Source organism: Pseudohongiella sp. (assembly GCF_040877505.1).
Taxonomy (GTDB): domain Bacteria; phylum Pseudomonadota; class Gammaproteobacteria; order Pseudomonadales; family Pseudohongiellaceae; genus Pseudohongiella.
Genome location: NZ_JBBDNQ010000006.1, coordinates 118089 through 131875, shown reverse-complemented (window position 1 = coordinate 131875; position 13787 = coordinate 118089). Strand labels below are relative to the sequence as shown.

General features: G+C 54.6%; 9 protein-coding genes. 4 read left to right on the top strand and 5 right to left on the bottom strand.

Going from position 1 to position 13787, the window contains the following annotated elements; translation table 11 throughout:
• Positions 1-135 precede the first annotated feature (135 nt).
• The 3 genes from WD071_RS00755 to WD071_RS00745 form a co-directional block, all read right to left on the bottom strand.
• Positions 136-1776 (bottom strand): long-chain fatty acid--CoA ligase, encoded by a 1641-nt coding sequence (locus WD071_RS00755; protein WP_368046369.1) that lies wholly within the window; start codon positions 1774-1776, stop codon positions 136-138.
• A gap of 194 nt (positions 1777-1970) precedes the next feature.
• On the bottom strand, positions 1971-2363 hold the full coding sequence (locus tag WD071_RS00750) for a hypothetical protein (protein WP_368046368.1): 393 nt from the start codon (positions 2361-2363) through the stop codon (positions 1971-1973).
• A 99-nt stretch (positions 2364-2462) separates the two neighbouring features.
• Complete coding sequence (locus tag WD071_RS00745; protein WP_368046367.1) at positions 2463-4034, bottom strand: flavin monoamine oxidase family protein; 1572 nt, start codon at positions 4032-4034, stop codon at positions 2463-2465.
• Positions 4035-4555: 521 nt separating this feature from the next.
• On the opposite strand from WD071_RS00745, the gene WD071_RS00740 reads away from it, so the two are divergent.
• The 4 genes from WD071_RS00740 (at position 4556) to WD071_RS00725 (ending at position 11137) form a co-directional block, all read left to right on the top strand.
• Positions 4556-6727 (top strand): winged helix-turn-helix domain-containing tetratricopeptide repeat protein, encoded by a 2172-nt coding sequence (locus WD071_RS00740; RefSeq protein ID WP_368046366.1) that lies wholly within the window; start codon positions 4556-4558, stop codon positions 6725-6727.
• A 329-nt stretch (positions 6728-7056) separates the two neighbouring features.
• Positions 7057-9597, top strand: coding sequence for a TonB-dependent receptor plug domain-containing protein (locus WD071_RS00735; protein ID WP_368046365.1), 2541 nt, complete (start codon positions 7057-7059; stop codon positions 9595-9597).
• 78 nt (positions 9598-9675) lie between these two features.
• Positions 9676-10308, top strand: a complete 633-nt coding sequence (locus WD071_RS00730) for a cytochrome c (protein ID WP_368046364.1) — start codon at positions 9676-9678, stop codon at positions 10306-10308.
• Between the two features lie 244 nt (positions 10309-10552).
• Entirely contained in the window at positions 10553-11137 is a 585-nt protein-coding gene (locus tag WD071_RS00725) for a MaoC family dehydratase (protein ID WP_368046363.1), read from the top strand.
• A gap of 29 nt (positions 11138-11166) precedes the next feature.
• On the opposite strand, the gene WD071_RS00720 is transcribed toward WD071_RS00725, so the two are convergent.
• Entirely contained in the window at positions 11167-12786 is a 1620-nt protein-coding gene (locus WD071_RS00720; protein WP_368046362.1) for an FMN-binding glutamate synthase family protein, read from the bottom strand.
• Between the two features lie 21 nt (positions 12787-12807).
• Positions 12808-13764 (bottom strand): NAD(P)H-dependent flavin oxidoreductase, encoded by a 957-nt coding sequence (locus WD071_RS00715; RefSeq protein ID WP_368046361.1) that lies wholly within the window; start codon positions 13762-13764, stop codon positions 12808-12810.
• Positions 13765-13787: the final 23 nt, after the last annotated feature.

Genomic DNA, 13787 nt, shown 5'->3' with positions numbered 1-13787 from the left:
GGGACGCCGTGAACCCGTCCCTGGGGGCTCTTATGCGGCTTCCCTGCCGCATAAGCCCCTTCAGGCATCCCCCAGCCCCGACAGGCTTGTGCGAACGTCGCACTGTATGCGATCAAGGCCTTGCCACAGAGCTGATCAGCGTTGGTCGGGGAGTTGGTAGCCGTCGGCTTCGAGCTGGGCGCGGACGACTTTTTTGTCCATCTTGCCCGTCGCCGTCAGCGGAATCGAAGCCACAAACAATACATCGTCGGGCAGTTGCCATTTGGCGAACTTGCCATCGCAGTGCGTAATCACCTGCTCCGCTGTCAACTCGGCATCCGGCTTCTTGATGACCAGTGCCACCGGACGTTCGTCCCAGCGTGGATGCGGGTGTGCCACCACACAGGCTTGTGCTACGGCAGACATGCCCGCGATATGGTTTTCCAGGTCAACCGATGATATCCACTCACCGCCCGATTTGATCAGGTCTTTGGAGCGATCGGTGATGATGATATAGCCTTCAGGGTCAATCTTGGCTACATCGCCAGTGATCAACCAGCCATCGTGGAACTTGTCCGGCTGCGGGTTGTTGAAGTATTCCGAGCAAATCCACGGGCCACGGATCAACAACTCACCAAAGGCTTTGCCGTCATGCGGCAGCACATTCCATTTGTCATCGAATATTTCAATTTCCAGTCCCGGAATCGGCAGACCAGCCTTGGCCTGATTGGCGGCGCGTTCCGCATCACCCATGTCCAGGTGTTTGCGCTTGCCGGTACGGCGACTGATGGTCGCCAGCGGACTGGTCTCGGTCATGCCCCAGCCTTGCACCATTTCCACACCCAGTGCGTCCCAGAACCATTCGATCAGCGACGGCGGTGGCGCAGACCCACCACAGGTCAGGCGCGTCAGTGCCTTGAATTTGTATTTATCCGGATTGGCTTCGATCAGGCCCCGGACGCCCTGCCAGATAGTAGGCACACCGGCCGAGATGGTGACGTCGTAATCCATGATCAGGCGCGCCAGATGATCCGGCACCATGAAGCGGTGTGGGTACACCTGCTTCATGCCCAGCATGGTGGCGACCCAGGGCAGACCCCAGGCGTTGGCGTGGAACATGGGCACAATACCCAGCAAGGTATCGGTTGCCGACAGTCCCATGACATCGGTCATGGCAATGGCAACAGTATGCAGATAATTGGCGCGATGGGTATACATGACGCCTTTGGGCTTGCCTGTCGTGCCACTGGTGTAGCACAGCCCCATGGGCGAATTCTCATCGATCTCGGGCCACTGGTATTTTGTTGCTTTGTCTTTGATGAAGTCTTCGTAGTCGATGGCATTGGGCAGACTGGTTTCCCAGTTTTCGAAACCAGGCTCAGCGGCGACGACAATCTTCTCGACGCTGGGCATTTTACCGGCCAGTTTCTCCAGCGCAGGCAGCAGGTCGGCATCAACAATTATAATCTTGTCCTGAGCATGATTAACGATGTACTCGAGGTCTACCGGAGACAGACGGATGTTGAGCGTGTGGATGACTGCACCCATGCAGGCGACAGCATGGTAGGCCTCGAGGTGGCGGGCACCATTCCACATGAACGTGCCAACGTGGTCGCCGATCTGGATACCGGCGTCATTTAATGCATGAGCCAGTTGATGGGCACGGTTGCGGGTTTCCAGCATGGTCTGGCTGCGGGCACCATCGGCGGTAGCCGTCAGGACTTCAACATCGGGCTGCAGCATGGCGCCCCGATCCATCAGTCTGTGCATTAAGAGTGGAGTCTGTTGCATTGTCATTTATTCTGCTCCTGACACGGTTGTTCGGCGAAACAGGAAGACTAAACCAGCTTGTGCCTCAGTTCAACAGATTGTGAATGCATTCAACTTGCCAGCGAGGCATTCCGGAGCTTGTACAGTGGCGGGACACGGGAGCTGCTTACCACAGCTCCCGCGTGATGTCAGTTTTGCATAAACCAGCAGGACGCAGCGCATCATTGCCGGGTGAAGGTACCTGTCAGCAGATGCTCACCGTCAGCATTGCGCTGTATGATTTCAACCTTGGGACTGGTAGGCCCGAACAGCCATCTGGCATGAATATTCACGCGATTGTGGACTGGCGGCAAGGTAATATAGGCACCCGCAAGATTGGTCGAGATGGAAATGCCCACGCCGTCCCACATGCAGGCGGCGACACCGCGGGACTCGATCCGGTAGTAGGCATCACCAAACTTGGGTGCAGGGATATTGATCTCTGAAATTGTCACCATACAGCCGTCATCGCTGTCGGACTTGTATACACCTTCAATCTGAGCCAGTGCCGTCTGCCCGGCAAACAACAGACTGGACACTAGCAGACTCTTGAAAACAAATGATGTTCTTGTCATGGGCTCTCCCGACTATCAATATGCGGTGATTAAACAAACCACCGCATACTAAGTTCAGCGGGAGCATCGGGTTTTGATGCAGATCAAACAGCCCTTAAATCAGACACCCGCCTCAGCCCGGACCCGCTGATCCATGTGCGCCATGGCCCAATGCGCAGACTGAATGGCACTCTCCATCCATGCCGCCTTGCGACTGATCTGGTCACCGATAAAGTAGTGTCGGCCACTAGGTTGTTGCAGGGTATTGTAGTGAGCTTCATTTTCCGCCGTCATTGCTCCCCAGCGCGCAGAACATCCCAGCATGTGATTCATGCGGTGCCAGGCGATCGTAACGCCATGTTCAGCCATCTCACGGTACTGCGGGTGGATCTTCTCGCCCTGCGTCAGCATGGCTTCAATACGCTCTTCGTGGGTCATGCGCATGAAGCCCGAGCCGCCGCCGTAGTCGTATGCCGCCAGCATCACGCCTTTCTGTTTGAGCAGCCCGTGGAAGGGATACCAGATCTGACGAATCGGCTGATTGGTCCAGGTGATGCCACCATAAATTTCCTCATCCTCCCAGAAACGCTGTTTCATCTGGAAAGCACCCTTGAAGGCTTCGCCCCGACGAATCTGCTTCATGGCAGTGCGATATTCTTCAGGGAAGTTGGCATCTATGCCCACCATCAGGTGAGCCGGGATGCAGTTGAAGACATAGTCTGCTTCCAGGCGGTGGCGCTCGCCGTCTTTGTCATACAGGACATGAACCATGTTGCCGTGATCATAGACGCCGGCGACCATGGCGTGGTATTCGATTTTACCGTCGAGCTGCCGCGTGAAGCCTTTGATGATGTTGTCCATGCCGCCGGTTGGCTGCATCAGCATGGGTGCGGTTTCGCCCTCGTTCTCCAACAGTACAGAGCGCAACAGGCCGGTATCGGCCTTTAGCAGATCACGAATATTGATCATTTCCCGCTGTACACCGTCACTGATAAATCCGCCTTCGGCGTAACCATTGCGTGAACTGCCGGCATACCGGCCATCTGCATTCAGATCACCAAACTGGCGAATCACAGCCAGCAGTTTTTCCGCCTCGGCGTCACTGAACGGCTGATCCAGCTCGGCATTGCTGAAACCCTTGAACATCAACTCGCCCATGAACCCTTTGAGGTTGGTGCTGATATCGATGTTGCGCATCGGCTTGCCACCGTTCAACTCAGGATCATGAACCAGGGCATGTTTGTTCTCGTTGATGAACATCTCCAGCTCAACGCCCAGCTCCTTGCAATAATTCAGCACATTCCTGTGTGAACTTGGAATACGGGCCGCACCACAGTTGAAGTACAGATGCGGCTCATCATCAAACTGACAGATTTGCGGGTTGCCGATTTCATCAATCAGATCGCCATGACGCAGCGTCATTACCCGTCCGCCGCAGCGGTGTGAGGCTTCCAGCACCGTGCAGTCATAACCGGCTTTACCAAGCTCATATGCCGTGGTCAGGCCGGAAATACCGCCACCCAGGATCACCACTCGCTTGCGCTGGCCATTAAGTGCCATCAGATTGGGGACACTGGCTGAGGTGCTGGCCGGGATCAGACCCAATGCGCCGCCAATGCCCAACACAGTGGCTACGCCGCCGGTAGCGGCAATCAGATTTAAAAATTCTCGACGAGAAACGGGTTTTGACACGGATGTAGTCCTCTGCGATCTCAAATTCTTGCAAAACGGGTTCTTGCAAAACGGGTTTTTGTAAATCGGGGGTGCAAGGTTAGCAAATGTGCATCCCCGGACTGCTTCTACTCTGGCATTATCGCCCGGACAGGGAAACAAAGTCCTGCCCGAAAGATTCCCAAAACCTACTTTAATTTAACCCTGCAACTCAAGCCAGGCCCTGATTCGGTGCGCATCGGTATGCCCGGCACCAAAATAATGCATTTTTTCCAATGCCATCCACGGCCGCTGCTGATGCAGAGGGGGATTCCCGCTGGCCTCTAAATTGCATCTGCAAACCAGAACCAGCAAACCAGTCAAGACCAAGCATAAAATGAACCAAACTTGACATATGGGCTGATGGCGCTTCTTGATAAGGTCAGAATAACACTTTTCTGATGCAGTTGAGCCAGGTTAAACAGAAGTCAAATCGTTGACGTTAAATCTTGACCTTTGACGTAGTATTTGTTTGCATACTGATACAAAAAGAAAACATGCCCATGGCTGAACAAACGACATCAATAACGCAAGAGTATCAAGTTCTTAGAATCGGTGACTGGCGGGTCTCACCGGGTGCCTGCACGGTCGAAAAAAACGGTGAAGAAACCAAAATTACGCCACGCAGCATGGATGTACTCAGACTGCTGATTGAACGCGCTGGCGGCGTCGTCAGCCCCGGTGAATTCCTGGAAACCATCTGGCGTTCACCAATCGCCACCGATCACGCTGTCCACAAAGCCATTGCCGAGTTGCGCAGTGCACTACAGGACAATGCTCACAATCCAAGTTATATCAAAACCATACCCAAACGTGGCTACTGCCTCATAGCCCGGATTTCGGCAGAATCGAACCCATTGCCGGAGACCAGTGCGCACACCGATGAGCACGATCAGATCAAATCAGCCAACCCTGACTCAACGGCAACAGAAAATACTGCGGAGCAGCAGCAAACGCCGGGGCATACCGGCCTTCGGGGGCGCAGACTCAACCTGTTGCGAAAGCTCGCGGTCGCCGCCGTGCTCAGCGCCATTGTCATCAGCGCACCGTTGTTCATGCGCAGCACGGAAACAACATCCGAAGCAGATGGTGTGGTAAAGCTGGCGGTTCTGCCATTTGCCTCCCGGGATTTCAGCAACGAGAATCAGATCCTCGCGGAAGGACTGCGTGAATCCCTGATTCACGGCCTGTCCAAACTCAGGCACCTGCAGGTATTGTCCCCCGCCCGCAATGCCGAGCTTCATGAGACCAGTAGCCGCTACGCAGACAGTTACCTGCAGCAGGCGGATCATGTGCTGCAGGGCAGTGTCATGACATCGGACGGCCAACTGCGCGTCATTGTACAACTGGTGCGCGCCAGCGATGGCCTGCGTGAATATTCGGACCAGTTCGATATGCCGATGAACGATATCTTCGCGGTGCAGGATCAGATTGTCTCCAACGTCACCAGTGCCCTGCGGGTCTACCTCAATGAAGGTGAACGAACCCAGATGCACGATTGGGGAACCACCAATGCGCTCGCGTATGAGAGTTTTTTGCGCGGAGAGTTCTATAACAACCAGTTCAATCCGGCGGACTGGGAGCGAGCCATTGAGCACCACCAGACCGCCATTGAGCTTGATCCGACTTTCCTGAATGCCTATCACGGCGTAGCCACGGCTGCGAACAACCTGGCGGTGTACAGTGGCGCAGACAAGATTGAGGCAATGTACCAGTTGGTGCTGGATACCCACAGACAGATTTCGCAGATCAATCCGGACAGCGATATCCTGGATTCCATTAAAGCCATCAAACTACGTCTGCGTGGCTCCAGCTACGTTCAGCAGGAAATGCAATTGCGCGAACAGATTCTGTCCGGCAATCCACCAAATTTTGCCCTGAGTCACTACGCGCTGCTGTTAATCGGTGCGCGCATGTATGACGAAGCAGCCCGATTCCTGGCACAGGCCACAGAGGCAGGCCCCTTTGAAATTTCACCTGACGAGGCATGGAGTTACCGCACCAATATCCTGACTCCCGCCGAGACCGTGCTGGCCCGCAAGAATCAGCTGCAGCAGCGTCCCTACCACGTTGCCTTTCTGGGCTCTGTCGCAGTCAATCTGGCGACACTCGGTGATTTCAGACAGGCGCAGATATACCTGAATCAACAACGCGAGGTTGACCTGGAAGGGATACTGACGCACTACTCGGAAGTCGTCATGGGCTTTCTGGCCGGCGATATTCAGGCTGACAGCCCCAGTTATTACAATGCCCTGCGTGATGACCCGGATTTTTACTACAATAACGGCATGCTGGCCTTTATGGTCGGCGACATCGAACGTGGCGTGCACTACTGGCAGAACCTGCAGCCGGTGCACTTACGTCGCCTTTTCAACGTAACCCATGCCGCTGAAAAGTACTTCCCCGACGAGGTGCTCTCTTCATCCGAGTATCTCACCCTGCTTGACTCGCTGGGCGCCGGTATCCAGTGGCAACGCCGCCTGATGGAAGGCGTCATCGCCATGGAACCGGTTACCGGTGTAGGCCTCAGCAGGCAGTCCCGCAGCGCCTATGACAACGGCCGCATGATGATAAGGAACAACCTGTGGACTGAGCAGGACTGGAACGAGCATGAGCACTTCCTCTCTCAGCGCCTGGCCCAGGCGTCGACTCTCAATGCGGCGCGCGTCCACTAAAATCGGTCCCTGGTCAAAAATCGACTTAAAATACCGATATCCTTATGTTTTTTATTTTAAATCTGTGTTTATATACGGAAATCCGGTTTTTGGCGGCTGCACGTTGACAACTTGTCAAAGCAAAGCATCCGGACCTGCTCATAACCCCCGTGTTAGCGGGCTCCGAGAGCGTTTTAGGAGGTATTGAGAAGGTTTTTAGGAGGACTTTCGCGCGTTCATGTCACCATAATCGGATTGCCGTATTGCGTAACCTAATAATAAATTAATAACGGCAGGCTCTTACTCGGTTCAAGAAAAAGACGCACTTACTACAGAAGAAGGAAAATTAAATGAACAAGTCTCCAAAACTCTGCACACTGTCCTCCACGCTGGTGTTGCTTGGTTCCCTGACTGCCGTTGGCGCTCCGTCAGCGTTTGCTCAGGAAGCTGCACCGGAACTTGAAGAAGTTGTGGTAACCGGTTCTCGGGGTGCTCCACGAACAGCCCTCGAATCTGCTGCTCCCATCGACGTATTCTCGGCCCAGGATTTCCAGGACCAGGGTACATCCGATATGAACGACCTGCTGCGTAACCTGATCCCGACGTTCAACGTTGACGTTCAGGACATTAACGACTCCAACTCTCTGGTACGCCCCGCTACCCTGCGCGGTCTGCCAGCTGACGATACGCTGGTGCTGATTAACGGCAAGCGTCGTCATCGTTCTGCGGCCATCCAGTACGGCCGTAACGGTACGCACTTCCCGGATGTTGCCCAGATCCCCCCTATCGCTCTGCGCCAGGTGGAAGTTCTGCGTGACGGCGCATCAGCCCAGTACGGTTCTGACGCCATCGCCGGTGTGATCAACTTCATCCTGAAAGAAAACCGCGAAGGTGCTACCTTCGAAGCCAAACACGGTCGCCTGAGTGAAACTGACGACGGCATGCTGAACTATTTTGCCGGTAACGTGGGTTTCGGGTTGGGCGACAACGGTTTTGCCAGCATCAGCTTCGACAAGACTGACCAGCGCCGCAGCGACCGCTCCATTCAGCGTGGCGACGCCCAGGCACTGATTGATGCCGGTAACAATGCCGTGCGTGTCAACGCACAGCACCAGGGCCTGCCAGACACTGAGATGATGAACTTTTTCATCAACGCGGGTCTGGATCTGGGCAACGACCAGGAACTGTATTCCTTCAGCGGCTACTCTGAAAAAGACGTTGAACTCGGTTTCTTCTTCCGTAACCCGGAAAACCGTGGTGGCGTATTTACCAGCGGTGCCAACCAGTTGTTTGCTGATCTGACACCAAACGACGGTCAGGATTGCCCGGTGATTCCCCGTGGCGTCAACCCGCAGACAGGCGTCACCAGCTCACTGGCTGCGCGTGATGCCAGCATGAACAACCCCAACTGCTTCTCGTTCACTGAGTGGTTCCCCGGCGGTTACACGCCGCTGTTTGGTGGCAGCAACACCGACATGTCCAACGTCACCGGTATCCGTGGCGAATTCGACGACGGTACCGGCTATGACCTCAGCGTAGGCAATGGTTTCTCGGAAATGACCTATTTCCTGGACGGCACCACCAACCCATCCATGGGCCCGGACTCACCGACCTATTTTGAGCCCGGTATCTATACCACCATCGAGAACAACGTCAACCTGGACCTGGTAAAAGGGTTTGATGTGGGCATGTACTCTGATCTGAACGTCGCATACGGTATCGAATGGCGCCGTGAGATCTTCAAGGTTCGCTCGGAAGATCCGGATTCATTCCGCATCGGACCCTATGCAAACCAGGGCTTCGGCGTGGGTTCTGACGGTTTCCAGGGCTTCGGTCTGGACCAGCAGGGTAGCTGGGATCGCAAGAACTGGGGTTTCTATGTTGACCTCGAAGTGGACGTCACCGAGCGCCTGTTGCTGGGTGCAGCCCTGCGTTACGAGGACTTCTACAACACCTTTGGTGACACCACCAATGGCAAGTTGAGTGCCCGTTTCCGCCTGACTGACACCATGAACCTGCGTAGCACCGTGAGCACCGGTTTCCGTGCGCCGTCACCAGGCCAGGCTAACATCTCCAACATCTCAACCGGTGTTGTGGATTCCATCCCGGTCACACAGGGTCAGATTCCACCAACCAACCCGATTTCACAGCGCTTCGGCGGTGAGGAACTGGGACCGGAAGACGCCACCAACTTCAGCATCGGCTGGACCGCTGAAATCGGCGGCCTGGATCTGTCTGTCGATTACTACAAAATCGATATCGACGACCGCATCCTGAACTCGGCAACCTTCGACATTACGCCGGAAATTGCCCAGGAACTGGAAGACTCAGGTATCTCTGGCGCACGTAGCATCGTGTCGTTCAACTACTACACCAACGACATGAGCACCACCAACGAAGGTATTGAAGTGGTTGGTTCCTGGTCCATGGACTGGCAGGAAATGGGTACTACCGATTTCTCTGCGTCTTACGCCTGGACCAAGCAGGAATTGAAAGACTTCACGCCTGGCCTGCTGACCCGCGCTAACGTGGCTGATCTGGAAGACGGTATCCCGTCTGACCGTATCAACTTCCGCGCGAACCACAATGTGGCTGACTGGCGCTTTACGCTGCAGGCGAACTACTACGGTGAATACCTGTCAGTACCAAGCAATGCCGATCCAAGCCGCGACTACGATGTAGGCGCGAAAACGATATTCGGTGCAGAAGTTGCCTACATGTGGGGCGACCGCTACACCTTTATCCTCGGTGCTGATAACGTGTTCAACACCATGCCGGAGCGCGTACGTCCGGTTGACTTCAGCAACACTACCAGCAACAAGTACATCACTGGCGGCGCCTTCAGCCCGAACGGCCGTTTTGTGTACTCACGTGTGCAGGTAAACTTCTGATATATTGTTAGAAGGTTGTAAATCAAAGGGACGGGGTTCGCCCCGTCCCTTTTTTAATTCAACGAGAGATAAAACACTATGAACAAGCGACAAGCAGGATTCTGGTTTAGTCTGGCGCTGGGGACCGCGCTGAGCCTGAGCGCTCAGGCCGCAACCGTAGACGGCGTAGAAGTCAGTGACCGATTCTGTCTGACCTGTCACGGCACCGACGGACAGGGCAATCAGGGGATCGATGCACCGCGCCTTGCCGGCATGGAGCCCTGGTATCTCAAACGACAACTTGAGCTTTTCCGTGACGGACACCGCGGCACGCATCCTGAAGATATTCCGGGCCAGGAAATGCAGCCCATGGCAGCTATCCTGAGCGATGACAGCATCACCGACATTATCGATTGGGTAGGCACCTGGGAATATGAGCCTGCTGAAATCACTATTACCGACGGCGACGCAGAGCGCGGCCGACAACTATACCAAACCTGTGCAGCCTGTCACGGTGCCCAGGGCGAAGGCAACGAGGCCATGAATGCGCCTGCTCTTGCCGGACAAAATGACTGGTACCTGATGAACCAGTTGGTCAATTTCAAAGAAGGCTATCGTGGTTATGATGCCCAGGACCGTTATGGCACCCAGATGGGCATGATGGCACAAGGCATTCGCGACGAAGCCGCCATGAAAGATATAGTCAGCTACATAAACACTTTCGGCCGATAATTCCGCCTGGCCATTCATTGCCGGATGAGGTCACAACCTCATCCGGCAATGTCATTTATCTGACGTTAAATTGCACAGTTTTTGTGCGCAGCAGTGCCCGATTCTGAGCACGAACATTCGCTCTATCGAAAGTCCTCCCTCCTTGTTGCGGTCACCTGATATCTGCCCCATAATCCGTTCATCTTGTCATTGCATGACGGCGTGAAAGCACTGTTCAGCACCAATCTAAAATAAAAAAAGCCCTATGCCACAACATGATTTTTTACAGGATTTGCGCGACTATCTGAATGATTCGGCAACCATTACGCCTGCATCACAGTTACGCAATTACGTAAAAACGACCTGCCTGACTCAGGATGACAAATCTCTGCCGTTGAGAGTCAGCCTGGAAACAGCCCAGCATTATCTCGGCAAAGAAGTCGGCGTTACAAAATGGTTCCCTGTCACCCAGAAACGCGTGAATCGCTTCGCCGAAGCCACCGGTGACTTCCAGTTTATCCATATTGATAAAGAACGTTCAGCGCGTGAGACCTGCTACGATGGCACCATCGCACACGGCATGCTCACCATGGCACTGGTCCCTACCTTTGCCACACAGTGCTCACTGAAAATACTGGGTACCAAACAGTCCATCATCTATGGCCTGGATCGTGTACGCTTCCTCAGTCCGATTCGCATCGGCAAACGTATTCGCGGGCGCTTTACCCTGATCAGTGCACAGGAACGTTCTGAACAGGAAGTGCTGATGCGGCACTCCGTCAGCATCGAAATTGAAGGCGAGGACAAACCTGCCTTGATTGCTGACTGGATAGTCATGTACGTACTCTGAATACCTGCGCTAAAAAGCCAGGCTGGCTGTCAGAACCTGTCGGCGCTCGCCTTGTGCCAATCCTCTTCATACGCTTCTGGAACCCTGCCGACGAGTAATTGCTCATGTGACAGTGGCGTATATATCTGATCAAAATGACGCAGCCCTTTGTCCGTGCGTTGATGCAGGTCGGATGGCTTTAACTGGCCGGGATACTCGTACCCTAGCGCACCACACAGTTCAAGAAAAGCCGCCACGGTGCCGGCCTGATAATTCCGTACCCGCACCGCACGCAAGTCAACATGGACTGCTTTCGCCCGCGAAGGGTCCTGGGTAGCAACACCCGTAGGGCACTTGTTGGTGTTGCAGGTCTTGGACTGAATACAGCCAAGCGCCAGCATCATCGCCCGCCCGGAGTTGACAACATCCGCCCCCAATGCAATTTTAGCCAGCAGATCGAAACCACTGGCGGTCTTGCCCGCCGCGATCAGTTTAATATCCTGCCGCAAGCCGGCGCCCTTCAATACCTGCTCAACAAAATAGGTGGCTTCCAGCACCGGCATACCAAGCCTGTTGGAAAACTCCATGGGCGCAGCGCCTGTTCCGCCCTCTGCGCCGTCAATATTGATGAAGTCAGGCAATATACCGGTTTCCACCATGGCTTTGACAATGGCCATGAATTCAGATTTTTTGCCGATACACAGTTTGAATCCGACTGGTTTGCCATCACTGAGATCACGCAAACGCTGCACAAATTCAAGCAGCCCACGCGGGGTATCAAATTCCGGGTGCGAGGCCGGTGAGTAAACTGTTTTACCTATCTCAACGAGCCTGATGGCTGCTATCTCAGCGCTTACCTTGGCGCCCGGCAGCACGCCGCCGTGGGAGGGCTTGGCACCCTGCGATAATTTGATCTCAATCATCCTGACGGATTCACTGGCTGCCACGCGGCGAAATGCCTCGTCACTAAAACGTCCGTCCGGGTGGCGACAACCAAAATAACCGGTGCCAATCTGCCATACCAGGTCGCCGCCGTGTTCCGTGTGATAAGGACTGATACCGCCCTCACCGGTATTGTGGGAAAAACCACCCAGCTTCGCCCCTTTGTTGAGTGCGCTGATGGCATTGTTGCTTAAAGCACCAAAACTCATGCCCGAAACATTCAGCAGCGCCGAACTGTAAGGCTGGCGGCAAGCAGGCCCGCCAATCACCACACGGGCGTGATCAGGGTTGATGTGCCGGGCATTGATGGAATGAAAAATACACAGATAACCTTCCGCCAGAATATCCCGTTCGGTACCAAAGGGCAGCGTATCATCAAGCCGCTTTGCACGCCGGTAGATCAGATCGCGCGTTTCACGATTGAACGGTGCCTCCTCCAGGTTATCCGCAATGAAATATTGACGAATTTCCGGACGTATCCCTTCCAGCAGGAAGCGGATATTGGCAAACACCGGGTAGTTCTTGCGCAGATTGCTGTCCGCAATGAACAGATCGGACAGGCCGGTCGCAGTGAATACCACGACCACCAGAAACAGCAGCAATTGCCAGGGATGTTGCACCAGGGCCAGCGGCCAGACAGACCACTGCGTCGCGCTTAGCAATAAATAGAAGCTCAGTGGCAACATCAGCGCCACAAACAGCCAGAAAAAACGCACTGCCGCTGTCATCTGCCTACTCCACCCGGGAATTTACTGGCACAAACGAGTTTTGGCTTCGGCGTATTCGCGCTGCAGGCGCTCGACCAGCACCGCAGTCGGCACCACTTCCCGGATGGCGCCAATGCCCTGACCACAGCCCCAGATATCACGCCAGGCCCGCTTTTCACCGCCACCGCCAAAATTCATTTTGCTGGGGTCGGATTCAGGTAAGTTATCGGGATCCATGCCGGCATTGCGGATACTGCCTTTCAGATAATTACCATGAATACCGGTGTAGAAGTTGCTGTAGACAATATCGTCCGAATTGCTCTCCACGATCATTTTTTTATAATCATCGACTGCCCTCGCTTCATCGGTGGCAATAAACGGCGAACCGATGTAGGCCAGGTCAGCGCCCATGGCCTGCGCGGCCAGAATGGCATTACCGGTCGCAATGGATCCGGCCAGCAACAACGGTCCGTCAAACCACTCACGGATCTCCTGCACCATGGCAAACGGACTTTTCACACTGGCATGACCGCCGGCACCCGCAGCGACGCAGATCAGGCCGTCTGCGCCCTTTTCAATGGCCTTGTGGGCAAACACGTTATTGATCACGTCATGCAGCACAATACCGCCCCAGGCCTGCACTGCCCGGTTGACATCCTCACGGGCACCCAGGCTGGTGATAATGATCGGCACTTTGTACTTTTCACACAGTGCCATATCGTGATCCAGGCGGTCATTGCTGCGATGCACAATCTGATTGATGGCAAACGGCGCCGCCGGTTTATCCGGATTGGCTTTGTTATAAGCGGCCAGGGTCTCGGTAATTTCCGCCAGCCAGTCATCCAGTTGCTCGGCCGGACGGGCATTCAGGGCGGGCATGGAGCCGACCACACCGGCAATGCACTGGGCAATGACAAGTTTCGGGTTACTGATAATAAAAAGCGGTGATCCCACAACAGGAAATGGCAGGTTTTGCAATACAGGTGGCAAACGGGACATGATGGCTCCGGCTAAATTTACAG